This is a genomic window from Paracoccus fontiphilus, from assembly GCF_017356265.1.
In the GTDB taxonomy this organism is placed as follows: Bacteria; Pseudomonadota; Alphaproteobacteria; order Rhodobacterales; family Rhodobacteraceae; genus Paracoccus; species Paracoccus fontiphilus.
Genome location: NZ_JAFNAW010000051.1, coordinates 1 through 25,061, shown reverse-complemented (window position 1 = coordinate 25,061; position 25,061 = coordinate 1). Strand labels below are relative to the sequence as shown.

Here is a 25,061-nt window from a genome sequence, read left to right as displayed (position 1 = left end):
TACCACGGCCTGATCCCTTTAATCTGTGAAACTCGGTCAGACCGTGACACACAAATTGAGGATGACCCGATTTAAGGGCAACGCGACAACGGCTTTGCCCAAAGGATGGCCCAGGCCAGGGTGCTGCAACGCGAGGTCCTGGCGTCTTGGGACGCGCTGATCGCCTATTGCCGCACGGTCATGGCCCATCGCGAGATCGAGCAGTTCCGCGTGCTGTTTCTGGATCGCAAGAACACCGTGATCGCGGACGAAGCCCTGGGCAGCGGCACGGTGGGCCATGTTCCCGTCTATCCGCGCGAGGTGGCCAAGCGCGCGCTGGAGCTGAACGCCAGCGCGGTGATCCTGGTCCACAACCACCCTTCGGGCGATCCGACCCCCTCGCGAGAGGACATCACCATGACCGCCCGGGTGATGGCCGCCTGCGAGGCCATCGACGTCACCGTCCACGACCACATCGTCGTGGGCAAGACCTGCGAAGTGTCCTTTCGCGCGACGGGCCTGTTGTAAGGGCTGCCGTGACGGCACGATGACCGTGCCGCCACAGTGGGCAACGCCCGAAGGTTGCAGGTGCGGCGTTCTGAACCCCCCTACACCTTCGCTGTCAGTTCTGGCAGCACCTGGAACAGGTCTCCGACCAGACCGTAGTCTGCGATCTGGAAGATGGGGGCTTCCTCGTCCTTGTTGATGGCGACGATGACCTTGCTGTCCTTCATGCCGGCCAGGTGCTGGATGGCGCCCGAGATGCCCACCGCCACGTAAAGCGCGGGGGCCACCACCTTGCCGGTCTGGCCCACCTGCCAGTCGTTCGGGGCATAGCCGCTGTCCACCGCGGCGCGGGACGCGCCCACCGCCGCGCCCAGCTTGTCGGCCAGCGCCTCGATCAGCGCGAACTGCTCCTTGGAGCCCACGCCGCGCCCGCCAGACACCACCCGGCCCGCCGAGGTGAGTTCCGGACGGTCGGAGGCCGCCACCTCGTCGGACAGCCACGACGACAGGCCCGGATCGGCGGTGAGGTCCGCATCCGCGACAGCGGCGGCCCCGCCCGTGCCCGCCGCCTCGAAGCTGGCGGTGCGGATCGTCATGACCTTCTTGCCGTCACGCGATTTCACCGTCTGGATGGCGTTGCCGGCATAAACCGGACGCTCGAAGGTGTCGGCGTCGATCACCTTCGACACCTCGGGGATCACCATCACGTCCAGAAGCGCCGCCACCCGCGGCATGACGTTCTTGGCGTCGGTGGTGGCGGGGGCTGCGATGTGCTCGTAATCGCCCGCAAGGCTTGCCAGCAGCGCCGCCGTCGGCTCGGCCAGGCGGTGGCCGTAGCGCGCGTCCTCGGCCACCAGCACGCGCGCCACCTCGGCGATGGTCGCGGCCTCGGCTGCGGCGTCCCTGGCATGGGCGCCCGCGCACAGCACCGTCACCTCGCCCAGCGCGGCCACCGCGCCCACCGCCTTGGCCGTGGCGTCCCGGTTCAGAACGCCGCCCGTCACTTCGCCCAACAGAAGAACCGCCATCAGATCACCCCCGCTTCCTTGAGTTTGCCGACCAGTTCGTCGACCGATCCCACCTTGATGCCCGCCTGCCGGCCTTCCGGCTCGCGGGTGGTCACCACCTCCAGGCGCGGGCTCACGTCGACGCCGTAATCGGCCGCCGTCTTCTCCTCCAGCGGCTTCTTCTTGGCCTTCATGATGTTGGGAAGGCTGGCATAGCGCGGCTCGTTCAGGCGCAAATCCGCCGTCACGATCGCCGGCAGCTTGACCTCAATGGTCTGCAGCCCCCCGTCCACCTCGCGCGTGACGCGGGCCGCATCGCCCTCGATCACCAGCCTGGAGGCAAACGTCGCCTGCCCCCAGCCCAGGAGAGCCGCCAGCATCTGGCCGGTGGCGTTCATGTCGTTGTCGATGGCCTGCTTGCCCGCGATCACCAGGCGCGGCTGTTCCTGATCGACCACCGCCTTGAGGATCTTGGCCACCGCCAGGGGCTCGATGTCCTGGTGCACGTCCTCCGCCGCAACCACCAGGATCGCCCGGTCCGCGCCCATCGCCAAGGCCGTGCGCAGCGTCTCGGCCGCCTGCTTCACGCCGACGCTGACCACCACCACCTCCTCGGCCTGGCCCTTCTCCTTCAACCGGATCGCCTCCTCCACCGCGATCTCGTCAAACGGGTTCATCGACATCTTCACATTCGACAGATCAACCCCAGACCCGTCCGCACGAACACGAGCCTTCACGTTGTAGTCAATAACCCGCTTGATCGGGATCAGAATTCTCATGGATGTGGTCCTTTCTTTACCGTGTCGGGACGGGCGTTTCGCCTCGATAGTCGTAGAAGCCGCGTCCGGTCTTGCGGCCCAGCCAGCCGGCCTCGACATATTTGGTCAGCAGCGGGCAGGGGCGGTATTTTGTGTCGGCCAGCCCGTCATGCAGCACGTTCATGATCGCCAGGCAGGTGTCCAGGCCGATGAAGTCGGCCAGTTCCAGCGGACCCATCGGATGATTGGCGCCCAGCTTCATGGATTCGTCGATGGAGCGCACGTTGCCCACCCCCTCGTACAGCGTATACACCGCCTCGTTGATCATCGGCATCAGGATGCGGTTGACGATGAAGGCCGGGAAATCCTCGGCGCTGGCGGCGGTCTTGCCCAGCTTCTCCACCACCGCGTGCAGGGTCTTGTAGGTCGGCTCGTCGGTGGCGATGCCGCGGATCAGTTCGACCAGCTGCATCACCGGGACCGGGTTCATGAAGTGGAAGCCCATGAACTTTTCCGGCCGGTCGGTACGCGAGGCCAGCCGCGTGATCGAGATCGACGAGGTGTTCGAGGTCAGGATCGTGTGGGGCTTCAGGTGCGGGACCAGATCCTCGAAGATCGCCTGCTTGACGGTTTCGCGCTCGGTCGCGGCCTCGATCACCAGGTCGGTCTGGCCCAGGTCGGCCAGCCGCAGCGTGGTGCGGATGCGGGCCATGGCGGCCTTCTTGGCGTCCGGGTCAACCTTGCCCCGGCCGACCTGGCGTTCCAGGTTGCGGTCGATCAGCGCCAGCGCCTTGTCCATGGCCTCCTGGCTGATGTCGGTCATCAGCACGTCGTATCCAGCCAAGGCAAAGACATGCGCGATCCCGTTGCCCATCTGGCCCGCACCAATGATCCCAACCGTCTGAACCGTCATGGCCCCGCATCCTCGCCGAAAGTCCACTTTCCGTCCCCCAGGGCCGGCGCGGCGCGGTCGTGGGTCAGGGGGCTGCGACCCATGCGGATGGGGGTGCGCAGGCCCGGGATGCCTTCGGGGGCGATGCGCAGGCCGCGCGCCGCGATCTGGGGGTCGGACAGCGCCTCGGCCACGTCGTTGACGGGACCGGCGGGGACGCCCGCGGCCTCCAGGCCGGCGATCAGATCGGCGCGGGTGCGCCGCGCGGTGGCGGCGGCCAGCATCGGCACCAGCCGGTCGCGATGCGCGACGCGAGCGGGGTTGGTGGCGTAATCGGGGTGGCTCGGCAGATCGGCCAGATCCAGCACCCGGCACAGCGCGGCGAACTGCCGGTCATTGCCGCAGGCCACGATCAGGTGGCCGTCGGAGGCCGGAAACAGCTGATAGGGCACGATGTTGGGATGGGCGTTGCCCAGCCGGTGCGGCACCGTGCCGCCCAGCAGGAAGTTGGTGGCCTGGTTGGCCAGCACCGCCACCCCGCAATCCATCAGCGACAGGTCCAGATGCTGGCCTTGCCCCGACCGCGTCCGTTCCGCCAGCGCCGCCTGCACCGCGATCACCCCGTAAAGCCCGGTGAAGATGTCGATCCAGGCCACGCCGACCTTTTGCGGTTCGCCCGTCGGGGCGCCGGTCAGGTCCATGATGCCGGACAGGCCCTGGATCAGGAAGTCGTAGCCCGGCTGGGACGCGCGCGGCCCGTCCTGGCCAAAGCCGGTGATCGAGGCATAGACCAGCCGGGGATTGCGCACCGAGAGCGTGGCGTAATCCAGCCCGAAGCGACGCAGCCCGCCGGCCTTGAAGTTCTCGACCACCACGTCGGCCCCGTCGATCAGCCCGCGCAGCCGGTCCAGGTCGGCCGGGTCGTTGAAGTCGCACACCACTGAGGTCTTGCCGCGGTTGGCCGCGTGGAAATAGGCCGCGACCCGTTCGGTGGTGCCGTCCGCGCGGGGCCGGTCGATGAAGGGCGGGCCCCAGCGGCGGGTGTCGTCGCCCTCGGGCGATTCGACCTTGATGACCTCGGCCCCCAGGTCGGCCAGTGTCTGGCCGACCCACGGCCCGGCCAGGATGCGCGCCAGTTCGACGACGCGCAGCCCCTTCAGCGGCGGTTCAGCCAAAGGCCTGGATCCCGGTCTGCGCACGGCCCAGGATCAGCGCGTGGACATCGTGCGTGCCTTCATAGGTGTTCACGGTTTCCAGGTTCTGGGCGTGGCGGATCACGTGGTATTCGCTGGAGATGCCGTTGCCGCCGTGCATGTCGCGGGCCATCCGCGCGATGTCGAGCGCCTTGCCGCAGTTGTTGCGCTTGACGATCGAGATCATTTCGGGCGCAAAGCGGCCTTCGTCGAACAGCCGGCCCACGCGCAAGGACGCCTGCAGCCCCAGCGCGATCTCGGTCTGCATGTCGGCCAGCTTCTTCTGGAACAGCTGCGTCGCGGCCAGGGGGCGGTTGAACTGATGGCGGTCAAGCCCGTACCGGCGGGCGCGGAACCAGCAATCCTCGGCCGCGCCCATCGCGCCCCAGGAAATGCCGTAGCGCGCGCGGTTGAGACAGCCGAACGGCCCGCCCATGCCCTCGATGCCCGGCAGCAGCGCGTCCTCGGACACCTCCACGTCCTCCATCACGATCTCGCCGGTGATCGAGGCCCGCAGGGACAGCTTGCCCTCGATCTTGGGCGCCGACAGGCCCTTGGTGCCTTTCTCCAGAACGAAGCCGCGCACCTTGCCGCCATGGGCGTCCGATTTGGCCCAGACCACGAACACGTCCGCGATCGGGCTGTTCGAGATCCAGGTCTTGGCGCCGTTCAGCACATAGCCGCCGTCGGTTTTCTTCGCGCGGGTCTTCATCCCCGCCGGGTCGGACCCCGCATCCGGTTCGGTCAGCCCGAAGCAGCCGATCCATTCGCCCGTGGCCAGCTTCGGCAGATAGCGCCGCTTCTGGTCCTCGCTGCCATAGGCCTCGATGGGAAACATCACCAGCGAGGACTGGACCGAGGCCATCGAGCGATAGCCGGAATCAACCCGCTCGATTTCCCGCGCCACCAGGCCGTAGGCCACATAGGACGCGCCTACCCCGCCATAGGCGTCATCCACCGTCACCCCCAGCAGGCCCGCAGCCCCCATCTCGCGAAAGATCTCGGGGTCGGTCGTCTCGTTCAGGTAGGCGTCGGTGACGCGCGGCGCCAGCCGGTCGGCCGCAAACGCCGCAGCAGCGTCGCGGATCATCCGCTCCTCCTCGCTCAACTGGTCGTCCAGAAGAAACGGGTCAGACCAGTCGAACGCAGCGCCCTTGGGGGATGTGGTGGACATGAAGGAACTCCTGATTTGTTGCCAGAAGGATATCCATTTGTGCGCAACATCAAAAATGATAAATTTCCATGAGTTCATGCATGGGATGAATGTCTTGCGGATCAGACGATACTTGCCGAACCTCAGCCTGCTTCTGGCGTTCGACGGGGTGATGCGGCATGGATCGGTGACGGCGGCCGCGCAGGAACTGGGCCTGGCGCAAAGCACCGTCAGCCGCCTGATCCAGACGCTGGAAGAACAGATGGGCCAGAAGCTTTTCGTGCGTCATCGCCGCCGCCTGGTCCCCACCGACGGGGCCGCGCGCTATCACCAGGACATTTCCGCCGCGCTTGACCTGATCCAGCGGGGCGGGATGTCGCTGATCGCCAATCCCGAAGGCGGCAGCCTGGACCTGGCGGTGCTGCCGACCTTCGGCACCCGCTGGCTGGCCCCGCGCCTGCCCGGATTCATGGCCCGGCATCCGGGGATCCTGGTCAACCTGACGACCCGCTTTCAGCCCGTCGCCTTTAACAGCGAGCCCTTTGATGCGGCGATCATCTATCGCCATGACGCCGCCCCGGATGCCCACAGCCTGAAGCTGTTCGATGAAAGCCTGACCGCCTGCGCCAGCCCGGCCTTTCTGGCCACCCATCCGATCCGCGATCCGGGCGACCTTGCGGGTCTGGTCCTGCTGCATCTTCAGACCCGCCCGGATGCCTGGGCCGACTGGTTCCGGGGCCAGGGCACGGGGACCGCGCCGTCGGGGGGCATGGTGATGGACCAGTTTTCCATGATGATCCAGGCAGCGATTTCCGGGGTGGGGCTGGCGCTCTTGCCGGACTACCTCGCGCGCCAGGAAATTGCCGAACGGCACCTGCTGCCCGTTCTTGAAACGGCCGTTCCAGGCCAAGGCGGATACCACCTGGTCTGGCCGGGGACGCGCGCCGAATCGCGTCCGTTGATCCATTTCCGCGACTGGCTGGCCCAGGAGGTCACGACAATTGAAGACCCGCGATAACCGTTTCAAAGATCGTGTCTGCCGCGATGTCGCAGGCTTGAATGATGAAGGCCAAGCCCAAGCGTCCTGCCGTCTTTCAAGACATCGGCGATGCCCCTTTCCCTGTCCTTACCACTGCAGCAGTTTTCTTCCGGCGACGGCACCTGCGGTTGTGCCTGCCAGGATCGCCAGGCCGTACCAGAGGGTGAAGAACAGCGGCGAATCCTCGGTGCAATGGAGCGCATAGCCTGCCGCCGCGCCGCCCGAGGCCGCAAGCCCGATCAGCGCGCCCGTCAGCGCCGGACGAAGGGCAGCGCCACGCCGGAACAGCGCCAGGCCCAGGATGATGGCCGGCGCCGACAGCGCGGTGATGGATGCCAGGCAAGCGACGGCGCTGCTACCCAGGGCGGTTGGCAGGATCTGGGCCGGGGGGGTCTGGACCAGCCGCACCGCAAACAACGCCAGGGCCGCCGCCACGGGAACCGCCAGCACCCATGGCCGGACAGCGGCGCCTGGCCGGGCCGAACGCAGGGCCAGCACCAGGGCAGCGACCGCCAGAACCAGGGGCAAAACGACCTTGGCCAGGACCGCAGGATTGTCCAGGGCGGACAGCAGGCCGGCGCGCGGCCCGGCCAGCAGCAGGAACAACCCGGCCGACAGGGCCGCCGCGCCCAGGATCGCCCCGGCCGCCAAGGGGGCCGACAAGGGCGCCGGAGGGGGGCTGGCGGCCAGGCGGCGGATCAGGTCGTCGGTGGATCGGGGGTCGGTCATCGCACCCTCTCGGCCAGATGGGCCAGGCGCCGCATCGCCCGGTGCAGCGCCACGCGGGCGGCGCCTGCGGTCAGGCCCAGTCCGGCGCCCGCGTCTTCGGGACTTCGTCCCTCCAGCCGGACGGCGCGCACCAGGGCGGCGGACCGGGCGTCGATCAGTCCCAGCATCCGGTCGGCGTCGCGCGCGGCCAGGGGCGCGGGTTCGGGTTCGGCGGCCAGAATCTGGGCCACCTCGTCGATCGGCAGATGCAGGCGATGGCCGCGCTTGCGGAAGGCGTCGACCACCTTGTGCCGGGCCACGGCGTAAAGCCAGGCCCGGACAGGCACCGTTGCATCCCAACTGCCGCGTTTCAGGTGGATGGCCAGCAGAACCTCTTGCAGGATGTCCTCGTGCAGGTCGGGGGGCAGGCTGCGGCCCCGCGTGCGGATCAGCCCGCGCAGGGGCGGCGTCACCTCGGTCAGAAAGCGCAGAAAGGCCGCGCCGTCGCCCCCGTTGGCCCGGCGCATCAGATCGTCCCAGACGCGGTCCTTTTCCAGCACGGCCTCCGTCCGTCGATGCCCCAGTCTAGCCCCGGTCCGCGAGGCGGGGCAATGCCCGCCCTGGGCAGGATCTCCGGCCAGCATCATCGGCGTCCGCCCCTGGCGCGATCCAGTCCCAGCAGGTGATCCAGCGACAGCCGCCCCGGACCGTGGGCCGCCAGGGCCAGCAGGGCCGCCGCCCACAGGCCATGGGTCAGCCAGGCGCCAGGATAGACAAAGACCTGGATCACCGCCGTCATCGCCAGCAAACCCAGGGCCGACAGCCGCGTCATCAACCCCAGGATCATCAGCACCGGCAGCGCGTGTTCCGCCAGCGTGGCCAGCACGGCCGCCCAGGCGGACGGAATCAGCGGCAAGGCGTATTCGTGTTCGAACAGGAACCAGGTGGAATCCGTGATCGACAGCCCCTCGACCTTGGTGCGGCCCGATTGCCAGAAGACAAGGGCGGGAAAGACCCGCAGCGACAGGGCCACCAGATCGGCGGGGATGCGGGCAGGCAGGGCGTTCAGCCGGGCGATCATCGGGTGCGCGCCTTGATGAAGGCGCCCTGTCGCATCAGCGCGATCAGGCGGGGGGCGGGATCGTGATCGGGATCAAGGGCGGCGGCGCCGGCCAGGGTCGCGCCGGATTGCAGCGCCTCGATCAGCACGGCATCGGCGGGCGTGATCGCCTCGACCGGGATGGCGAAGGACGGATCACGCAGGATCAGCGCGATCTGGGGGCCGGACGGCAGCGGTCCGGGGGCGGCGCCCGGCTGGTTCTGCGCCCAGATCGTCACCGCCGGATGGTCCAGCCGCAGCACCGTGACTGAAGGGTGCAGGGCCAGCCGCAGGGTTTCAGGATCGGCTGCGGCCAGGATGGCAGGGTCCAGGGGGGCGGCGTCGGCGGCATGAAAGGCCAGTCCCCGCGCCCATTCGATCCGCGCCACATCGGCCATGAACGGCCATCCCGCCAGCGGCCGAAAGCCCGCCAGAAAGCCCGCGAACCCCGCGCCCCATTCCATCAGGACCGGGCTGCGCGGCGGATCGGCCGCCAGATAGGCGCGAGCCAGGGCGGCAAAGAATTCGTCCCCCACCAGCCGCTGGATCACCGGAAAGCGCCGCCCAAGCGCCTGGCCCAGGCTGACGGCCACGTTGTTGCGATAAACGGCAAAGCGGCGCGCGGTCTCGGCCGGGTGGGCGGCGGTGACGCCGGGCGGCAGGGTGCCGTCGCGCAGGGCGCTGCGGAACGCGGACTGGCCATCAGGCGGCATGACGGGCCACCCGTGTCAGGAGGGCATCGGCGCGCGCGGCCTCGGCGGCCAGGACCGGCCAGGGAGGCAGGTCGTTGTCCCATCGACCAGCGTGGGGACAGGGCCGATGCGGTCGATCACCTGCCCGTAAAGCGTCCAGACCGGATCGGCCACCACCGCCCCATGGCTGTCGATCAGCAACGGTCCCGAAGGCAGATCCTCGGCCGCGTGCCCGCCCAGGTGGATCTCTCCCACGCCGTCCATCGGGAAATCGGCCAGATAGGCGCGCGGATCACGGCGGTGGTTGGTGCAGGACACGAAGACGTTGTTGATGTCCAGCAAAAGCCCGCAGCCGGTGCGGGCGGCGATCTGCGCCAGGAATTCGGTTTCGGGGATGTCGGACTGCGCGAACAGCACATAGGTCGCGGGGTTTTCCAGCAGCATCCGGCGGCCCAGCACCTGCTGGACCTGATCCACATGATCGCAGACGGCGGCCAGCGTGCCGGACGTATAGGGCAAGGGCAGCAGGTCGTTCAGGTACTCCGCGCCGTGGCTGGACCAGGCCAGATGTTCGGAAAAACTTTCAGGCTCATAGCGGTCGCACAGGGCCCGCAGCCGCGCCAGGTGGCCGGCGTCCAGCCTGCCTGCACCGCCGATCGACAGCCCGACCCCCATGGACGGACAGGGCGTGATCGGCCCGCAGCGCCGCCAGTTGCGCATGGGGCAGCCCGCCCGCGCCCATGTAGTTTTCGGCATGGACCTCGAAAAAGGCGGGCGGGTGCGGATCGCGGCGGATATCGGCAAGGTGCTGGGGCTTGAAGCCGACACCGGCGCGGGGGGGCAGTCGGGTCATGGCATCCTCCTGGTGCCGGGCGCAATGGAAGGGCGCGGTCGCGGGACCGCGCCCTGTCGGATCATGCGGGAACGTCGCGGGTCAGCGGCTCCAGCGAGGCTTTGCGCGCGGTGCCGTCGCTGGCGGGGGGCAGTTCCATCGACAGACAGGTGCCCGCCGGGACCAGCTTCCAGGCATTGCCCTGGTAATCGGTGGTCGAAGTGCCAGCGCAGGTCGTGCCCGGCCCCGCCGCGCAATCGTTTTGCCCGGCTTGGGCCACGCCATAGCATTTTTCCATTTCCTGCGCCTGAATGGGCGTTGCGGCCATCGCGCCAAGCGCGCAGGCCAGCGATGCGCCAAGGGCCAGGCGGGACATCGTTGCGGTCATCAGTGTTTCTCCCTGTCTGAGAAGGCTTGCACGCCTTCCAGAAGACAGATCGGCAGAAGGGGCCAGGATGTTACAACGCGCCCAGAACTTCTTTCGCGCCATGCCTGTCCGGCGGTGCGACCACAGGCCTTGACAGGCCTGGAACAGCGGCTGTTGGCGCAAAAGCCATGACTGGAACGATCACAAGCTTCGTGGCTGTCTGTTGAACGCTGCCCTTCCGCCCTTCCGGCATCTCTGCACAGGTCCATTGCGTGCTGCCATGGCGCAGGACACCGGAATTGACCGACAGCCTGAAACCACCGATCGGGTCGCGGCAGTTCTTTCCGGTCAGCAGGTGATACGCGCCGTGATGCCGGGTCCATGTCACGCCGCCAGGGGGATCGACCCTTCTCGACATTGTCTTCGCGCGCCCTTTGGTTTCTGACAGGGCGTTTGTCGTTTTCAGGGATCCCGCCTTGTCACGGACAGCCGCTTTTACGGGCGGATATTCCTGATCCTTGTCGCGAACCTTGCCTTCGGCGGATGGCCGAAGGTCTTCAGCGACGCACCGACAGCCGACACAACACGCAGTGCGGTGCCGGTCATCCCTGGTCCTCTTTCCGTTCCAGGGCGTGCCGGAACGTCTCGATCAACTGCTGCTTGAGGATCTTGCCATTGGGGGAGGTCGGCAGCGCGGTGGTGACGATGATGCGCGCCGGACGCTTGTAGGCCGAAAGCCGTTCGGCCACATGCAGGCGCAGATCGGCTTCGGTCAGGCTGGCCGGGTCGTCGGTCTGGCAAAAGGCCAGAACCTCCTCGTTGCCGCCCTCGATCCTGCGCCCGATCACGGCGGTCTGGATCACGCGGGGGTGGTCGTTCAGGGCAGCTTCCACCTCGGGCGGATAGACGTTGAAGCCGCCGCGGATGATCAATTCGCGCACGCGTCCGGCGACGTGCAGGTTTCCGGCCTCGTCCAGCCGGCCCAGATCACCGGTACACAGAAACCCGTCGGCATCGAAGGCCGCCGCAGTGGCCTCGGGGTTGCGGAAATATCCGGGCATCACATGGGGTCCGCGGGTCAGGATCTCGCCCACGCCGTCGGGGCCGACATTGCGCAGGCGCAATTCCACCCCCGGCAGGGCGGGGCCGACGCTGACATCCGGCACGCCCGGCGGGTTGGTGGTCAGCGTGACGCCGGCCGTGGTTTCCGTCAGGCCATAGCCGTTCTGCAGCGCGACGCCGTAGAAGGCCTCGGCCCGCCGCTTCCAGTCCGGATCCAGCGGCGCCGCCCCCGAGGAGACATAGCGCAGCCGTCCCGGCGGCAGGCGGTCGATGCCGCGGGCTGCGGCTTCCTCCATGATCAGGGCGTGCATCTGGGGCACGGCGGGCAGGACGCTGGCCCCGGCCTGCAACCCGTCCAGAACCACCGCGGCTGAAAAGCGCGAAAAAAGCCGCAGCCCTGCGCCCGCGACAAGCGCCGCGATGGTCATCGAGGTCAGGCCGAAGACATGGGTGATCGGCAGCACGCCCAGGATCAGGTCGTCCCGGGTCATGCCGCGCATCCGCGCCGACGTGCCGCCCCCGAAAATCAGGTTGCCGTGGCTGAGCATCACGCCCTTGGGCGTGCCGGTCGAACCCGTCGTATACAGGATCACCGCCACCTGATCGGCCCCCGGTATCACCGGCTCGGGGGTGGCGTCGGGATCCGGAACAGCGATCTGGACGGTGCCCAGCGGGGTCGCCCAGGGCGTGGCCCCCGCCGCCGCTGCGTGGCCGCCCGCCTGGGGCGAGGCGCCGGACAGAAAGACCGTCAGCCGGGCCTGGGTATGGGCGGCGATGCGGCGCAGTTCGTGTTCGGTCATGCGGGCATTGACCGGAACCGCGATCGCATCCAGGCGGGACGCTGCAATGATCAGCGCGGGCAGGGCCGCGCAGTTCTCGGCCACGATCAGGAGACGGTCGCCCGGCCCCAGGCCCCGCGCGGCCAGATCGTCGGCCATGCGTTCCACCGCGTCGCAGAATTGCCCATAGTCATGACGAGTGCCGTCGTGATCGATCAGCGCCAGGTCCCTGGGGGACGCCCGGCGCGCGTCCAGAAGATGATGGATTCGCGTCGTCATCGGTCGGTTTCCTTTTTCCTGGGCAGGCCCCGTCCGAAATCGGGACCCCTGCGGTCCAGACGGGCCCGCAGGCCTGCGGCAGCCTCGGGCGAGGCCAGGGCGTCGGCCATCGCATCGCGTTCGCGGTCAAGCTGGTCGTCAAAGCCGGTCTGGCCGGCGTCGGCCAGCAGGCGCTTGATGGCGGCCTGCGCCCCCGCCGGTCCCTGGGCCAGCCGTGCGGCCAGATCCGCGGCGCGGGCGACGGCCTGGCGCGGGGGGCACAGATCCGTCACCACCCCCATGACGGCCAGGGCCGGCGCGGTGACCGGGTCGCCTGTCAGGCACATCCGGGCCGCCAGGGACGCCGGAACGCGCCGCGCCAGCGATGCCGTCAGCCCCCCGTCCGGCACCAGGCCGACGCGGACATAGGCGGCGGCAAAACTCGCGTCCTCGGCCGCGACCAGCAGGTCGCAGGCCAGCGCGATGGACAGGCCCGCACCCGCCGCGCCGCCTTCGACAGCAGCGATCACCGGGCGGGGGCAGGCGCGGATCGCCCGAATGGTCGTGTGCAGGTCGTCGATCCGCGCGCGGCGTTCATCGCGTGTCAGGGCGGCCCGCTGCGCCAGGGCGTTCAGATCGCCCCCCGCGCAGAAATAGCCGCCCGCCCCGGTGAGCACCACCGCGCCCAGCCGATCCTCGGCCGCAGCCTGATCCAGAGCATTGCGCAGAATGGAGTGCATCGCCGGGTCCAGGGCGTTGCGACGGGCGGGATTGTTCAACGTCACCAGCAGGTGATCGCCGCGATCCTCGACAAGAATCCGGGCGGTGGTTTCGGTCATCAGCCGTTCTCCGCCCCGGTGCCGCCGGGAACCCGCTTGAACACGCCGCTGGCCGTGGCGATCAGGGTGCCGTCGTCGTGGACCAAGTCACCGGCCACGAACAGCAGGCTGCGTCCTCCGCCAACCACGCGGCCGGTTGCCGTAACGCCGCCCGGGCGGCCCGCGCCCACGAAATCCACGGTGAGCGAGATGGTCAGGAACGGCCGCCGACCGCTGTCGTCCACCGTCAGGCTGGCCGTGGCCCCGCAGGCGCTGTCCAGAAGCATCGCGGCGATCCCGCCATGCAGCACGCCGTGGCGGTTGGTGTGCCGGTCGTCCACCAGCAGGCGGCAGCGGGCCTGCCGGTCCGGCTGGCCCACGTCCAGCGTATAGCCGACCAGCCGCTGCGTGCCGGTTTCATCCACGATCAGGGCGGGCGAGTCCGTCATGCCGCGCTGGCCGCGATGAAGCGTTCCAGATGGTGATCGCTGTCGCCAAACCGCGCATCGGCGGCCAGCAGGCGGCGGGCCATGGGGGCCAGTTCGTATTCCTCGGTCATGCCGATACCGCCGTGCAGCTGGATGGTTTCCTCGGCCACCAGGCGCGCGATGCGGCCCACCAGCGACTTGGTCGCGGCGACGTGACGGTCACGGTCGGCGCTGTCCAGATGGCCCGCCAGGTTCCAGACGGCGGACCGGGCCTGCTCGACTTCGGTCAGCAGGTCCGCCATGCGGTGCTGGATGGCTTGGAACGATCCGATGGGACGCCCGAACTGCTTGCGGGTCTTGAGATAGTCGGTCGTCAGATCGACCGCCTTTTCCATCACCCCCAGGGCATCGGCGCACAGCGCCAGGATCGCGGCGGCCAGCGGGCGGTCCAGCAGGTCCGCATCGCCCAGGCGGCGGGCGGGCACGTCCTTCAGCGTCACCTCGGCCGCGCGGCCGCCGTCCATCAGGGCATAGCCGCGCAGGCTCAGCCCCTCGGCCCCGGCCTCGACCAGATAAAGGCCGTCCGTCGCCCGCACGATCAGATGCGTCGCGTCCTCGGCGCCATGGATCACCGATTTCTCGCCGGTCAGCTTGCCGGCGGCGGCGGTCGTGGCGACCGTGCCCTCGTACCGCTGGCCGGGTTCGTCCAGCGCGACCGCGACACGGGCCTCGCCGCTGGCGGCGGCCTCGGCCAGATCACTTTCGCCCGCAGCCGACAGGATGCCCGCGCCCAGCACCACACTGTCCAGCAGCGGCGTGACCGCGCCAGCGCGTCCCAGGGTGCGGAACACCATCAGGATGTCCGCCCCGGTGCCGCCGAAGCCGCCGGCCTCCTCGGTCATCAGCGCGGCGCCTGCGCCCAGCTCGAACAAGGCGCTGGCGTCCGTCCCGCGCTCCAGCGTCCGGGCCAGGCTGTCGCCCAGCATGGTCTGTTCTTCGGTGAAACCAAAGTTCATCAGGCGGTCCCCCTTCAGAGGCCCAGCAGGGATTTCGCGATGATCCCCCGCTGGATTTCGTTCGAGCCGCCATAAATCGACAGCTTGCGGTTGTTCAGATAGGCGCGCGTGGCGCCCGCAGCCTCGGGCGGGCCGGGCGGCAGGTCGTCGTTCGCACCCTCCAGCGCCTCGGACGGAAAGGCCAGCGCCCAGGGACCGACGGCACGGCGCGTCAGATCGTTGATGGCCTGCCGGATCTGCGTGCCCTTCAGCTTCAGCATCGAGCTTTCGGCCCCCGGTGCCTGCCCCGCCGCCGCCTGGGCCAGCAGCCGCAGGTTGGTCGTGGCCATCGCCATCAGGTCGATTTCCACCCGCGCGACCTGGGCCGCGAACAGCGGGTTCTGCGACAGCGGCTTGCCGCCCGACATCTGGCCGCGCGCGATGCGCTTCAGCGCGGCAAGCCCCGCCGTGGCAAAGCCCACGCCCGCGATGTTGGTGCGCTCATGCGTCAGCAGATACTTGGCATAGGTCCAGCCCTTGTTCTCCTCGCCCACCAGGTTTTCGGCCGGGACGCGCACGTCGTCGAAAAAGACCTCGTTCACCTCGGGGTTGCCGTCCAGAAGAACGATGGGCCGCACGGTGATGCCCGGCGCGGTCAGATCGACCAGCAGGAAGCTGATGCCCTCCTGCGCCTTGGCGGTGGGATCGGTCCGCACCAGGCAGAAGATCCAGTTGGCGTGCTGGCCCAGCGTGGTCCAGGTCTTTTGGCCGTTGACCACGTAATGATCTCCGTCGCGCACCGCCGTGGTCTTGACCGAGGCCAGGTCGGACCCCGAACCCGGTTCGGAATAGCCCTGGCACCACCAGTCCTGGCCGTCCAGGATGCGCGGCAGGAACCGGTCCTGCTGCTCCTTGCTGCCGAACTTCTGCAACACCGGCCCCAGCATCGCGATGCCGAAGGGCAGGATGCGCGGCGCATGGGCCAGGGCGCTTTCCTCCTCGAAGATGTGGCGCTGGATCGCGGTCCAGCCCGCGCCGCCGAAGTCACGCGGCCAGTTGCCGGCCAGCCAGCCCTTTTCGTTCAGGACGGCGTGCCATTCCTCGATCTCGGCCTTGGTCAGTTCCTGGAACAGGCGGACCTTTTCGGACAGCCGCTGGGGCAGGCGGTCCTTCAGGAACTGGCGGACCTCGGCGCGGAAGGCCTGGTCTTCAGGTGAAAAGCTCATGTCCATGTCGCGTCTCCCTCAGAAAATCTCGATCAGGCCGGCGGCGCCCTGGCCACCGCCGATGCACATGGTGACCACGCCCCATTTCGCGCCGCGCCTGCGCCCTTCCAGCAGCAGATGCCCCGCCGTCCGCGCCCCGGTCATGCCGAAGGGGTGGCCGATCGCAATGGAGCCGCCGTTGACGTTGTATCTTTCGGGGTCGATGCCCAGCCGGTCGCGGCAATACAGCGCCTGGCTGGCGAAGGCCTCGTTCAACTCCCACAGGTCGATATCGCCGACCGTCAGGCCCGCGCGCTCCAGCAGGCGCGGCACGGCAAAGACCGGGCCGATGCCCATTTCATCGGGCTCGCAGCCGGCGACGGCAAAGCCGCGAAAGGCCCCCAACGGGGTCAGGCCTTCCTGCGCGGCCAGATCGCCATCCATCACGACCAGCGCGGCCGCACCATCCGACAGTTGCGAGGCGTTTCCGGCGGTGACGAACTTGTCCTCTCCCTTCACCGGCTTCAGCGAGGCCAGCCCGTCCAGCGTGGTCGAGGGACGGTTGCATTCGTCCGCGTCCAGCGTGACATCCTCGTGCCGGGTTTCGCCGCTGGCCTTGTCGATCACCGCACGCGTGACCTGCATCGGCACGATCTCGTCGGCGAACAGCCCGGCCTGCTGCGCGGCGGCGATGCGCTGCTGGGACCGCAGAGCGTATTCGTCCTGCGCCGCGCGGCTGACGCCATAGCGGGCAGCGACGTTGTCGGCGGTGTCGATCATCGGAAGATACAGGTCGGGCTTGTGCGCCTCGATCCAGGCCTCGCGCGCAGGGCGGGGCGGCGGCTGGACAAGGCTGATCGATTCGACGCCGCCGGCCAGCACTGCGCGGGCGCCTTCCAGCCGGACCATGTGCGCAGCCATCGCCAGGGCTTGCAGCCCGGATGCGCAGAACCGGTTGACGGTGGTGCCCGCCACGCTGACGGGCAGGCCCGCGCGAATGACGATCTGCCGGGCGATGTTGCCGCCGGTAACGTATTCGGGATAGCCGCAGCCCCAGATGCTGTCCTCGATCAGCGCCGGGTCGATGCCCGCGCGTTTTACGGCGGCGGCGGCGACATGGCCGCCCATGGTGGCGCCGTGGGTCAGGTTCAGGCTGCCGCGCGCAGCCTTGCCGATGCCCGTGCGGGCGGTTGCGACGATGACGGCGTCCTTCATGATGCGTCCTTTCCGGTGTTCGCGTCGGCAAGTGTCCCGCCCTCGGCCGCAAGACGCGCCAGAAGCGGCGAGATCTGCCAGAAATAGGGATCATCTTCGGCATAACGGGCGATGTCGGCGGCGATCCGGTCCAGCCCCTGCGCGTCGGCCCAGTGCATCGGCCCGCCCTTCCAGCGCGGAAAACCGTAGCCGTGCAACAGCACCACGTCGATGTCGGACGCCCGCGCGGCGATGCCTTCGTCGAGGATCTTCGCGCCCTCGTTGACCATGGCGGCCATGTAGCGGGACTGGATTTCCTCAGCCTCGAACGGGCGCGGGGTGATGCCCAGGTCGGACCGGATGCCTGACAGCATGTCGTCCATGTCGGGGTCGGGGCGGCCCTGGGGGCTGCCTTCGTCATAGATGTAATAGCCGCGCCCGGTCTTGCGCCCCAGCCGCCCGGATTCGACCAGCCGGTCGGCAAAGACGGGAACGCGTTCGCGCGGATCGCGCGTGGGCGCCTTGCGCTGGCGGGTGGCATGGCCGATGTCGAGACCGGCCAGATCGCCCACCTGATACGGGCCCATGGAAAAGCCCAGGTCCACGACAGCCCGGTCAACCTGATAAGGCGAGGCGCCGTCCAGCACCACGTGGTCGGCCGCCGTGCGATAGGCCAGCAGCATCCGGTTGCCGATGAAGCCGTCGCAGACGCCGGACCGCACGCCGATCTTGCCCATCTTCTTGGCCAGGGCAAAGGCCGTCGCCGTGACATCGGGGGCGGTCTTGTCCGCCACCACGATTTCCAAAAGGCGCATGACGTTGGCGGGCGAGAAGAAATGCAGCCCGATCACGTCCTGCGGCCGGGTGGTCGCCCCGGCGATCAGGTTCACGTCCAGATAGGACGTGTTGGTCGCCAGCACCGCGCCGGGGCGGCAGACGCGGTCAAGCGTGCGAAACACCTCTTGCTTGACGTCCAGATTCTCGAACACCGCCTCGATCACCAGATCGACGTTGGCCAGCGCGTCATAGCCTGCGACCGCGCGCAAGGCCTGGTCCAGCATCCGGTCGGCCGCCGTGCGGTCCAGCTTGCCGCGCTTGACGGCGCCGTCCAGCATGGCGCGGATGCCACCTGTGGCCTTGGCCGCTGCGGCCTCGTCGCGTTCCACCAGGGTCACGTCCAGCCCGGCTGTCAGGGCGGATGCGGCGATCCCCTGACCCATGGTGCCGCCGCCGATGATGCCGATGCGCGCAACCGGCCGGGCCTTGACACCGGCCGGATCATCCTGCTGCGCCGCCCGACGTTCGGCGAAAAAGGCGTGGATCAGGGCAGCGCGTTCAGGGGTCTGCATCAGGTCCATGAAGGCCTGGCGTTCCTGTGCCATGCCCTTTGCAAAAGACAGGTCCAACCCGGCCACTATCGTGTCCAGCGCGCGCAGGGGCGCCACCTGACCGCGCGCGGATTTCGCGACCTTTGCGCGCCATGCCTGAACCATGTCGGGATCGACGGCGGGGGCGGGCGTTTCGGACAGCCGCCGGGGACCGGACCCCTCGGCCAGAAGGCGACGCGCCTCGGCCTCGCCCGCCGCGCGGGGATCGGTGCCTTGGGCCAGCGCGTCGATCAGCCCCAGGTCAAGCGCCTGCTGGGCACCGATCTGGCGGCCCGACGTGATCAGGTCGATGGCGTCCGTTACCCCCACGGCGCGCGGCAGGCGCTGCGTTCCCCCCGCCCCGGGCAAAAGGCCCAGGGTCACTTCGGGCAGGCCCATCCGGGTGCCGGGAACCGCGACGCGGTGATGGGCGCCCAGGGCAACCTCCAGGCCGCCACCCAGAACCGTGCCGTGCAGGGCCGCCACGACCGGCTTGCCGGACGCCTCGATTGCGGCGATCACCTCGGGCAGGAACGGGGCCACGGGCGGCTTGCCGAATTCGGAAATGTCGGCGCCGGCGATAAAGGTGCGGCCCGCGCAGAACAGAACGGCTGCCTGCGCGTCGGCGTCATTGGCCAGCCGGTCCATGGCCTCCGCCAATCCCCGGCGAACCGCCGCCGACAGGGCGTTGACGGGCGGATTGTCGATTTCGATGAAGGCGATCCCGCCTTCGCAGCGATAGGTGACGGGGGAATGTTCGGTCATGGTCATGCCTCGGTGCGGATCAGGCCGGGGGCCTGTCCGGTCAGTCGTTCCAGGGTGCGGACCGCCGCGGCCAGTCTGGGCCCGACGTCGGATTGCATGCATTCGACCGACGCCTCGGACGGCAGGGCGCCGCAGGTGAAGATCACGGGTTCAGCCAGATTGCCGCTGCGGAACGGAACCGAGACCGCGTTGTAGGCGGCAGGCCCGCTGCCCGCCGGGGTGGACACAAAGCCTTGGCGCATCATTTCGGTCCGCACCAGCGGGCGTGTGGTCAGCAGGTCGGCCATGGCGTCGCGGTCCGCGATGGATTCGGACACGATCCGGTCGATCTCCTCGGGCGTGGCGGCGGCGACAAAGGCGCGCGGCGACGAAAACGGTTGAAACGGGATCCGCTGCCCGACCTCGAGCCAGATCGAGGCGACGTGCATGGGCCGCCAGGTCCGGATCAGGACCATCTTGTCGCCGTCGCGCACCGCCAGGACCACCAGCGTCCCTGTCTCCTCGGCCAGCCGCTGCATCAGGTCATGCGCGGGCACCAGGAAAGACAGCGAAGCCGCGGCCACATGGCCGACCGCGACCAGCGTCGGTCCCGGCCGGAAGCGGTCGTCGCGGGGGGACTGGACCAGATAGCCCAGTTGCCCCAGCGTGAAGGTCAGCCGCGACACGGTCGATTTGGGCAGGCCCGTCCGCTGGGCGATTTCCGCGTTGCTCAGACCATCGTCGGTCACGCGAAACGCGCGCAGGACCGACAGCCCCCGTGCCAGGGTGGTCGCAAAGCGGGGATCGTGCAGGTCGGTCATCGGCGCCTCACAGCCCGTTGGGAATGACAAGCGATATTGCAGGCACCAGGACCAGGATTGCCAGCACCACGATGTCCATCGCCAGGAACCGCGTCACACCTGCGAAGATGGTGTCCACCTTGATGCTGCGGTCGGTCACGTTGCCGATCACGAAGACGTTCAGCCCGACGGGCGGGGTGATCAACCCGATCTCCAGCAGCTTGACCACGATGACCCCGAACCAGATCAGGTCCATCCCCAGGTTGTCCACCATCGGGATCACGAACGGCAGCGTCAGGACGATGATGCCGACCGGATCCAGGAACATCCCCAGGAACAGGTACAGCACGCAGATCGCAAACATCAGGACCAGCGGCGACAGGCCTGCATCGGCCACCCATTGCGACACCATTCCGGCGGCCCCGGTCAGCGCGACAAAGGACACGAAGATCTTGGCGCAGGCCGCGATCAGGAAGATGGCCGAGGTCTGGACCAGGCTTTCGCGGATGGCCGTCCACATGGACCGCAGCGTCAGCGAGCGTTCGAAAAAGCCGATCAGGATGGTCAGGACGACGCTGATGGCCGCAGCCTCGGTCGCGGTGAAGATGCCGCCATAGATGCCGCCGATGATGACCACGAACAGCATCATCGCGGGCCAGGCCGAAATCGCGGCCTTCAGGCGCGCGCCCTTGGGCAGGGGCGTCGGATCGACCGGCGCGGCGCTGGGATCGCGCGAGGTCCACCAGATCACCACGATGATATAGCCCGCAAGCGTCAGCAGACCCGGCAGGATGCCGGCCAGAAACAGCTTGCTGATCGAGGTTTCGGTGAAGATGCCATACAGGATGAACAGCACCGACGGCGGGATCAGCGACCCCAGCGTGCCGCCCGCCGCGACCGAGGCCGTGGCCAGCTTGGGGTCATAGCCCAGGCGCAGCATCTCGGGGACGCAGATGCGGCCCATGGTCGAGGCGCAGGCGATGGACGACCCGGAAATGGCCGAAAATCCGGCGCAGCCCATCAGCGACGCGACGCTGACGCCGCCCGGCACGCTGCGCAGCCAGACATTGGCCGCGTCATAAATGCGGGTGGTGATGCCGGTGTGATAGGCGATGTTGCCCAGCGCCACGAACAGCGGGATCATCGACAGGTCATAGGAATGGATCAGTTCGAAGAAGCTGTTCACCACCATCGACGAGGTCGGGTTGAGCGCGCGTTCCGGCATGAAGCTGCCGCTGCGAAAGGCATAGATCAGGAAGGTGCCGACCGTCGCCACGCCCGCCAGCACAAAGGCGATGGGCACGCGCAGCGCCAGAAGGACGATGACCAGGCCGAAGGCCACAAGCCCGATGGTGGAAGCATCCATGTCAGACAGACTCCTCGGTGCTGTGGCCGCCATCGGCGACGGTTCCGGTCCGGCGCAGTTCGGCGATGTCGTGCAGCGCGACCAGCACAAGGCGGATCACCATGACGATCAGGCCCAGCAGGAAGACCAGCTTCATGGGCCAGCGGGGAATGCCCAGCAGCCCGTCATAGAATTCGCCCGACGCCCACGACCCCGACAGGTTGCGCCAGCTGGCATAGATCAGCGGCAGCATCGCCAGAAGCGCCACGAACCAGCCCAGGATGATCAGGCGGCCGCGTGCGCGTGGGGACATGCGGTCGGTCAGGAAGGTGACGGCGATATGGGCGCGGTTGGCCGTCGCGGCGGCAAGCGGAAAGACGATGGTGGGGATCATCAGCTCGCGCACGATGATCACGATGTCCGGCACACCCCAGCCAAACAGCTGGCGTCCAAGCACGTTGGCGGTGATCACCAGCGCCAGCGCCAAGGCCGAAACGACGGCAAATTCAAGCATGATGCGTTCAATGGCCTTCATGGCCGCACCTCCCGGGTTGGGGCACATCGTGTCCAGACTTGGGGAAAGTTCAGATCAGGCAGGAGATTGGGGACGCGGACGCCAAGCGTGCCGCATCCCCGCATCGGTCGGTCAGTTTGCCTCGGCTGCCCAGGGATAGCCCTGTTCGTCGCGCTGCGTGGTGAATTCCGCGACCAGTGCGGTATAGTCATCGACCAGGGCCCGGCCGTCCAGGCCTGCGGCATCGGCGCGCGCGACCCATTCGTCAACGTATTTCGTGCCCATTTCGCCAAGACGCGCGCGATCCTCGTCCGAGATCTTCAGGACCGGGATCTGCTTGTCCTTCAGGATCTGGATCGACCGCTGGTTGGCGTCGGTCAGGATGCGCCCGAATTCGTCCGCCAGGCCTTCGCCTGCGGTCAGCAGGGCCTGCTGGTGTTCGGGCGGCAGCATGTCGAAGCTGTCCTTGTTCATCATGATGCCCAGGGCGCCGATCTGGCCGAAGTCGATCTCGGTATAGCTGTCGAAGACCTCGTCGAACTTCAGCGCCTCGACCAGATAGGGATAGGTCTGGGTGCAGTCGATCAGCCCGGTTTCCAAGCCCTGATAGGCCTCGTAGACGGACATGTCGACGGGCGTGGCGCCCAGGTCGTGGAACACCTTGCCATAGGCGCCGACGCCGCGGATCTTCAGGCCCTTGACGTCGTCAAGCGTCTCGATGGTCTTGCCCTTGCAGCCCACCTGAACGGCCGACGTCGTGTAGGTGCCAATATAGACCAGGTTCTGGGCGGCCAGGTTTTCCCGGATCTGTTCGTTTTCCCGCATCAGCTTGTCGGTTGCCTTCATGCCCACCCAAGGATCGGGGTTCGGGATCGGCAGGTCGGCCAGGCCATAGGCGATCATGTCCTGGGGAAAATACACGCCGATGACCGAACCCATGTCGGCCACCCCGTCGCGGATCGACTGGACCGCGACCTTTTCCGAAAACAGGGCGCCGCCCCAGTTCACGTCGATGGTCAGTTCACCATTGGACTGTTCGGAAACCTGGTCCACGAACCACTGGGTCGCCTCGGCGCGGACGCCCCGGTTCGGACCAGCTTCGCCATAGATCAGGGTCATGGCAGTGGCGGGCACCGTGGCCGCGAACGCAAGGCCGACCGTCAAACCTGCTGTCAGAAAACGCATAATGATTCTCCTCTCCTGTTTCACATGATGGCATATTGTTCCGAAGAATGGAACACTCTTGTGTTTTTGAGCAAGCTAAGTGATGAAAGGCGACCGGTTCTGGCGCGGGAAACGATGCAATGATGGCACTTTCTGATGAGCTTGGCACTTTTGGAAGCGCCTTTTCCTGCACGAATCCGGGCATGTCCGGTTTGCCGGGATTGCGTGACTGGTGATGCCGGATCTTGCAAAGGCGGATCGCTGCCGGCGTCTTGTCGCGCAGGCCTGCATGATCATCGTTGTCTTGATATCGCTGGCGGGCATCGTCATCACCTCGCCTGCCCTGGGGATCGCCGCGGGCATCGCCCTTGCCCTGTATCTGGCCCTGTCATGGCGGCAGTTCACTGTCGCCACCTGGATCACCGTCGGCCTTTGCGTGATCCTGCTGGTTCTTGCCCTGCTGCGCGGCATCGATCTGGAAACGCTGTCCCGGGGACTGGAACGGATGGCCTATCTGGCCGCGCTGCTGGCCCTGCTGGGGTCGCTTCGCGTGGTCGCCGCCGCCGCGCCCGAGGTTTTGCGCGCCGGCCGGTATCTGACCACGCGGCCGCCGGGACGGCGCTATCTGGCGATGAATTTCGGCGGCCATGTGTTTGGCGTCCTGATCAACCTGGGCGGCATCGCGATCCTGCTGGAAATGACCCGCCGGTCGCTGGACGAAACAAGCGCCCATCTGCCCGCCGGGCTGCGCGAATGGCGGCTGCGCCGCATGACCACGGCGGTGCTGCGGGGCTTTTCCCTTGCGCCGCTGTGGTCGCCCATCGGCCTTGGAATGAACGGGCTGCTCCTAGCGATGCCGGATCTGCGTTATGGCGACGTGGCCCCTGCGGGACTGGCGGCGGCGGTGCTGTTTCTTGGCTGGGGCTGGTTTCTGGACTGGGCAGGGGCGCCGCCGGTTCCCGCGGGTCTGCGGCCAGGCCCAGGGACAGGAACGGGCGACTGGGGCGGCGTCGGCCTGCTGACGCTGCATGTGGGTCTGGTGGCGGGACTGGTGTTCGGGCTGCATGCCGCCACAGGCTTGCCGTTCCAGCAGGCGCTTCTGATCGCGGTCCCTGCCTACAGCGTGATCTGGGCATCCTGGCTGGGACATCGCGGCGATGCGGGTGCCATGGCCATGGCACGGCGCACCATCGCCGGAACGGTCGGGCGCTTTCCCCTGGCCGCGGCCGAGATCGGCGTTTTCGCCTCGGCCGGGCTGCTGTCCGTCCTGGTGCTGGAACTGGTGCCGCTTCCCCAGGTCCAGGCGGCGGTGGCCGCCCTGATCGATGTGCCCTGGCAGATGATCGCGCTGCTCAACCTGTCGATGTTCCTGCTGGCAGCCGTGGGGATCAATCCCATCATCACCGCGTCGGTCATGGGCAGTCTGGTCACGCAGCTTGACGTGCCAGGGCTCAGCGACGCCGCGGCCGCGCTCAGCCTGGCAGGCACCTGGGGCTGCGTCATGGGCTTTACCCCGCTGATCACGACGGTCGTTTACGCCGGTGCCTTGGTGGGTCGCCCCCCGTGGGTCGTCGGCATCCGGTGGAACGGGCTTTATTGCCTGTCGTCGCTGGCACTCTGGACCATCGGAATGGGAATCGTCGTGGAACTGGGGGCCATGTAGCGGACGGCGCAGACTGGCCGAGCGCGCCGAAGATGCGGTGTCGCGTTGCCCTTAAATCGGGTCATCCTCAATTTGTGTGTCACGGTCTGACCGAGTTTCACAGATTAAAGGGATCAGGCCGTGGTATCGAAGAAGCATTGGGCTCCAACCGCCAACGTGGAGGTTGGTGAGGTCCGCCAGTCTGAGACGGGTGCATGGGTCGTATCTGGCAGACTGGCTCCGAATGGCACCTGCCCTGAGTGCGGGACGCCCTCAAGACAGCGACATGGTTGGAGGTGCCGGCGGATCGAGGATTTTCCTGCTCAGGGCCAAGCGGTTTGGATCGAGCTCAGGGTTTGTCGATGGCGATGTTTGAACTCGGATTGCCGCCGCCGCACGTTCTCCGATCGCGAGGCGGCGGTGGCGACCCCTTTGTCCGTCGTCGAATGATTTGGAACAGGCGACCTGATTTTGCTCTGGAGGGCTCTGGCTCTGTAGGTTGAGATTATGCTGCCTGGCG

25 protein-coding genes and 2 pseudogenes are annotated in these 25,061 nt (G+C 67.7%); 4 read left to right on the top strand and 23 right to left on the bottom strand.

Features of this window, described 5'->3' with window-relative positions; translation table 11 throughout:
• Positions 1–96 precede the first annotated feature (96 nt).
• Positions 97–507 (top strand): annotated as a pseudogene (locus J0F76_RS15330) (JAB domain-containing protein); the annotation flags it as partial.
• Positions 508–587: 80 nt separating this feature from the next.
• Here the strand turns inward: J0F76_RS15330 and J0F76_RS15325 are convergent.
• The 5 genes from J0F76_RS15325 to J0F76_RS15305 are packed head-to-tail and all read right to left on the bottom strand — an operon-like array spanning position 588 to position 5,510.
• On the bottom strand, positions 588–1,514 hold the full coding sequence (locus J0F76_RS15325; RefSeq protein ID WP_207470764.1) for an electron transfer flavoprotein subunit alpha/FixB family protein: 927 nt from the start codon (positions 1,512–1,514) through the stop codon (positions 588–590).
• Entirely contained in the window at positions 1,514–2,272 is a 759-nt protein-coding gene (locus J0F76_RS15320; protein WP_126155211.1) for an electron transfer flavoprotein subunit beta/FixA family protein, read from the bottom strand. The genes J0F76_RS15325 and J0F76_RS15320 overlap by 1 nt, the downstream gene beginning before the upstream one ends.
• A gap of 16 nt (positions 2,273–2,288) precedes the next feature.
• Complete coding sequence (locus J0F76_RS15315; protein WP_207470763.1) at positions 2,289–3,164, bottom strand: 3-hydroxybutyryl-CoA dehydrogenase; 876 nt, start codon at positions 3,162–3,164, stop codon at positions 2,289–2,291.
• Entirely contained in the window at positions 3,161–4,318 is a 1,158-nt protein-coding gene (locus J0F76_RS15310) for a CaiB/BaiF CoA transferase family protein (protein ID WP_207470762.1), read from the bottom strand. Before J0F76_RS15310 ends, J0F76_RS15315 begins: the two co-directional genes overlap by 4 nt.
• Positions 4,311–5,510 (bottom strand): acyl-CoA dehydrogenase, encoded by a 1,200-nt coding sequence (locus tag J0F76_RS15305; protein ID WP_126155208.1) that lies wholly within the window; start codon positions 5,508–5,510, stop codon positions 4,311–4,313. Before J0F76_RS15305 ends, J0F76_RS15310 begins: the two co-directional genes overlap by 8 nt.
• Positions 5,511–5,565: 55 nt before the next feature.
• Between J0F76_RS15305 and J0F76_RS15300 the strand changes: the two genes are divergently transcribed.
• Entirely contained in the window at positions 5,566–6,507 is a 942-nt protein-coding gene (locus J0F76_RS15300; protein WP_242690239.1) for a LysR family transcriptional regulator, read from the top strand.
• Between the two features lie 108 nt (positions 6,508–6,615).
• On the opposite strand, the gene J0F76_RS15295 is transcribed toward J0F76_RS15300, so the two are convergent.
• The 18 genes and pseudogenes from J0F76_RS15295 to J0F76_RS15210 form a co-directional block, all read right to left on the bottom strand.
• The gene (locus tag J0F76_RS15295) at positions 6,616–7,257 is read right to left on the bottom strand and encodes a DUF1109 domain-containing protein (protein ID WP_207470761.1); all 642 of its coding nucleotides are present in this window, start codon (positions 7,255–7,257) and stop codon (positions 6,616–6,618) included.
• Positions 7,254–7,883 carry a sigma factor gene (locus tag J0F76_RS15290; RefSeq protein ID WP_242690238.1) on the bottom strand — a complete coding sequence of 210 codons (630 nt, stop codon included), beginning with the start codon at positions 7,881–7,883 and terminating at the stop codon, positions 7,254–7,256. Before J0F76_RS15290 ends, J0F76_RS15295 begins: the two co-directional genes overlap by 4 nt.
• Positions 7,880–8,317: a DoxX family protein gene (locus J0F76_RS15285; RefSeq protein WP_126155205.1), complete on the bottom strand. Its 438-nt coding sequence runs from the start codon at positions 8,315–8,317 to the stop codon at positions 7,880–7,882. Before J0F76_RS15285 ends, J0F76_RS15290 begins: the two co-directional genes overlap by 4 nt.
• Positions 8,314–9,048, bottom strand: a complete 735-nt coding sequence (locus tag J0F76_RS15280; RefSeq protein ID WP_126155204.1) for an HvfC/BufC N-terminal domain-containing protein — start codon at positions 9,046–9,048, stop codon at positions 8,314–8,316. Before J0F76_RS15280 ends, J0F76_RS15285 begins: the two co-directional genes overlap by 4 nt.
• Positions 9,038–9,880: pseudogene (bufB, locus tag J0F76_RS15275) on the bottom strand (MNIO family bufferin maturase). Before bufB ends, J0F76_RS15280 begins: the two are co-directional and overlap by 11 nt.
• Positions 9,881–9,941: 61 nt before the next feature.
• A complete protein-coding gene (locus J0F76_RS15270; RefSeq protein WP_126155202.1) occupies positions 9,942–10,247 on the bottom strand; it encodes a BufA1 family periplasmic bufferin-type metallophore in 306 nt (101 codons plus the stop codon).
• A 70-nt stretch (positions 10,248–10,317) separates the two neighbouring features.
• Entirely contained in the window at positions 10,318–10,614 is a 297-nt protein-coding gene (locus J0F76_RS15265; RefSeq protein ID WP_207470760.1) for a hypothetical protein, read from the bottom strand.
• 214 nt (positions 10,615–10,828) lie between these two features.
• Positions 10,829–12,346 carry a class I adenylate-forming enzyme family protein gene (locus J0F76_RS15260; RefSeq protein WP_126155201.1) on the bottom strand — a complete coding sequence of 506 codons (1,518 nt, stop codon included), beginning with the start codon at positions 12,344–12,346 and terminating at the stop codon, positions 10,829–10,831.
• Positions 12,343–13,164 carry an oxepin-CoA hydrolase, alternative type gene (locus J0F76_RS15255; protein WP_126155200.1) on the bottom strand — a complete coding sequence of 274 codons (822 nt, stop codon included), beginning with the start codon at positions 13,162–13,164 and terminating at the stop codon, positions 12,343–12,345. Before J0F76_RS15255 ends, J0F76_RS15260 begins: the two co-directional genes overlap by 4 nt.
• The gene (locus J0F76_RS15250; protein WP_126155199.1) at positions 13,164–13,592 is read right to left on the bottom strand and encodes a PaaI family thioesterase; all 429 of its coding nucleotides are present in this window, start codon (positions 13,590–13,592) and stop codon (positions 13,164–13,166) included. Before J0F76_RS15250 ends, J0F76_RS15255 begins: the two co-directional genes overlap by 1 nt.
• Entirely contained in the window at positions 13,589–14,587 is a 999-nt protein-coding gene (locus J0F76_RS15245) for an acyl-CoA dehydrogenase family protein (RefSeq protein ID WP_126155198.1), read from the bottom strand. The genes J0F76_RS15250 and J0F76_RS15245 overlap by 4 nt, the downstream gene beginning before the upstream one ends.
• A 14-nt stretch (positions 14,588–14,601) precedes the next feature.
• Positions 14,602–15,798, bottom strand: a complete 1,197-nt coding sequence (locus J0F76_RS15240; protein ID WP_126155197.1) for an acyl-CoA dehydrogenase family protein — start codon at positions 15,796–15,798, stop codon at positions 14,602–14,604.
• 12 nt (positions 15,799–15,810) lie between these two features.
• Positions 15,811–16,986 (bottom strand): acetyl-CoA C-acyltransferase, encoded by a 1,176-nt coding sequence (locus J0F76_RS15235; RefSeq protein WP_126155196.1) that lies wholly within the window; start codon positions 16,984–16,986, stop codon positions 15,811–15,813.
• Positions 16,983–19,097, bottom strand: a complete 2,115-nt coding sequence (locus J0F76_RS15230; protein ID WP_207470759.1) for a 3-hydroxyacyl-CoA dehydrogenase NAD-binding domain-containing protein — start codon at positions 19,095–19,097, stop codon at positions 16,983–16,985. The genes J0F76_RS15235 and J0F76_RS15230 overlap by 4 nt, the downstream gene beginning before the upstream one ends.
• Before the next feature lie 2 nt (positions 19,098–19,099).
• Complete coding sequence (locus J0F76_RS15225) at positions 19,100–19,897, bottom strand: IclR family transcriptional regulator (RefSeq protein ID WP_207470758.1); 798 nt, start codon at positions 19,895–19,897, stop codon at positions 19,100–19,102.
• Between the two features lie 7 nt (positions 19,898–19,904).
• Positions 19,905–21,242, bottom strand: coding sequence for a TRAP transporter large permease (locus J0F76_RS15220; RefSeq protein WP_126155193.1), 1,338 nt, complete (start codon positions 21,240–21,242; stop codon positions 19,905–19,907).
• 1 nt (position 21,243) lies between these two features.
• Complete coding sequence (locus J0F76_RS15215) at positions 21,244–21,756, bottom strand: TRAP transporter small permease (RefSeq protein WP_207470755.1); 513 nt, start codon at positions 21,754–21,756, stop codon at positions 21,244–21,246.
• Between the two features lie 111 nt (positions 21,757–21,867).
• Positions 21,868–22,920 (bottom strand): C4-dicarboxylate TRAP transporter substrate-binding protein, encoded by a 1,053-nt coding sequence (locus tag J0F76_RS15210; RefSeq protein WP_126155191.1) that lies wholly within the window; start codon positions 22,918–22,920, stop codon positions 21,868–21,870.
• A 268-nt stretch (positions 22,921–23,188) separates the two neighbouring features.
• On the opposite strand from J0F76_RS15210, the gene J0F76_RS15205 reads away from it, so the two are divergent.
• Together J0F76_RS15205 and J0F76_RS21385 are read left to right on the top strand one after the other, a co-directional pair.
• The gene (locus J0F76_RS15205) at positions 23,189–24,562 is read left to right on the top strand and encodes a hypothetical protein (RefSeq protein ID WP_207470753.1); all 1,374 of its coding nucleotides are present in this window, start codon (positions 23,189–23,191) and stop codon (positions 24,560–24,562) included.
• 120 nt (positions 24,563–24,682) lie between these two features.
• On the top strand, positions 24,683–24,991 hold the full coding sequence (locus J0F76_RS21385; protein ID WP_207470751.1) for a transposase family protein: 309 nt from the start codon (positions 24,683–24,685) through the stop codon (positions 24,989–24,991).
• Positions 24,992–25,061 lie beyond the last annotated feature (70 nt).

Excerpts from the sequence above, each read along its gene's own strand:
- J0F76_RS15325 (WP_207470764.1), bottom strand. The coding sequence starts at position 1,514 with ATGGCGGTTCTTCTGTTGGGCGAAGTGACGGGCGGCGTTCTGAACCGG.
- J0F76_RS15320 (WP_126155211.1), bottom strand. The coding sequence starts at position 2,272 with ATGAGAATTCTGATCCCGATCAAGCGGGTTATTGACTACAACGTGAAG.
- J0F76_RS15315 (WP_207470763.1), bottom strand. The coding sequence starts at position 3,164 with ATGACGGTTCAGACGGTTGGGATCATTGGTGCGGGCCAGATGGGCAAC.
- J0F76_RS15305 (WP_126155208.1), bottom strand. The coding sequence starts at position 5,510 with ATGTCCACCACATCCCCCAAGGGCGCTGCGTTCGACTGGTCTGACCCG.
- J0F76_RS15300 (WP_242690239.1), top strand. The coding sequence starts at position 5,566 with ATGATAAATTTCCATGAGTTCATGCATGGGATGAATGTCTTGCGGATC.
- J0F76_RS15295 (WP_207470761.1), bottom strand. The coding sequence starts at position 7,257 with ATGACCGACCCCCGATCCACCGACGACCTGATCCGCCGCCTGGCCGCC.
- J0F76_RS15290 (WP_242690238.1), bottom strand. The coding sequence starts at position 7,883 with ATGATGCTGGCCGGAGATCCTGCCCAGGGCGGGCATTGCCCCGCCTCG.
- J0F76_RS15285 (WP_126155205.1), bottom strand. The coding sequence starts at position 8,317 with ATGATCGCCCGGCTGAACGCCCTGCCTGCCCGCATCCCCGCCGATCTG.
- J0F76_RS15280 (WP_126155204.1), bottom strand. The coding sequence starts at position 9,048 with ATGCCGCCTGATGGCCAGTCCGCGTTCCGCAGCGCCCTGCGCGACGGC.
- J0F76_RS15270 (WP_126155202.1), bottom strand. The coding sequence starts at position 10,247 with ATGACCGCAACGATGTCCCGCCTGGCCCTTGGCGCATCGCTGGCCTGC.
- J0F76_RS15260 (WP_126155201.1), bottom strand. The coding sequence starts at position 12,346 with ATGACGACGCGAATCCATCATCTTCTGGACGCGCGCCGGGCGTCCCCC.
- J0F76_RS15255 (WP_126155200.1), bottom strand. The coding sequence starts at position 13,164 with ATGACCGAAACCACCGCCCGGATTCTTGTCGAGGATCGCGGCGATCAC.
- J0F76_RS15250 (WP_126155199.1), bottom strand. The coding sequence starts at position 13,592 with ATGACGGACTCGCCCGCCCTGATCGTGGATGAAACCGGCACGCAGCGG.
- J0F76_RS15245 (WP_126155198.1), bottom strand. The coding sequence starts at position 14,587 with ATGAACTTTGGTTTCACCGAAGAACAGACCATGCTGGGCGACAGCCTG.
- J0F76_RS15240 (WP_126155197.1), bottom strand. The coding sequence starts at position 15,798 with ATGGACATGAGCTTTTCACCTGAAGACCAGGCCTTCCGCGCCGAGGTC.
- J0F76_RS15235 (WP_126155196.1), bottom strand. The coding sequence starts at position 16,986 with ATGAAGGACGCCGTCATCGTCGCAACCGCCCGCACGGGCATCGGCAAG.
- J0F76_RS15230 (WP_207470759.1), bottom strand. The coding sequence starts at position 19,097 with ATGACCGAACATTCCCCCGTCACCTATCGCTGCGAAGGCGGGATCGCC.
- J0F76_RS15225 (WP_207470758.1), bottom strand. The coding sequence starts at position 19,897 with ATGACCGACCTGCACGATCCCCGCTTTGCGACCACCCTGGCACGGGGG.
- J0F76_RS15220 (WP_126155193.1), bottom strand. The coding sequence starts at position 21,242 with ATGGATGCTTCCACCATCGGGCTTGTGGCCTTCGGCCTGGTCATCGTC.
- J0F76_RS15215 (WP_207470755.1), bottom strand. The coding sequence starts at position 21,756 with ATGAAGGCCATTGAACGCATCATGCTTGAATTTGCCGTCGTTTCGGCC.
- J0F76_RS15210 (WP_126155191.1), bottom strand. The coding sequence starts at position 22,920 with ATGCGTTTTCTGACAGCAGGTTTGACGGTCGGCCTTGCGTTCGCGGCC.
- J0F76_RS15205 (WP_207470753.1), top strand. The coding sequence starts at position 23,189 with ATGATCATCGTTGTCTTGATATCGCTGGCGGGCATCGTCATCACCTCG.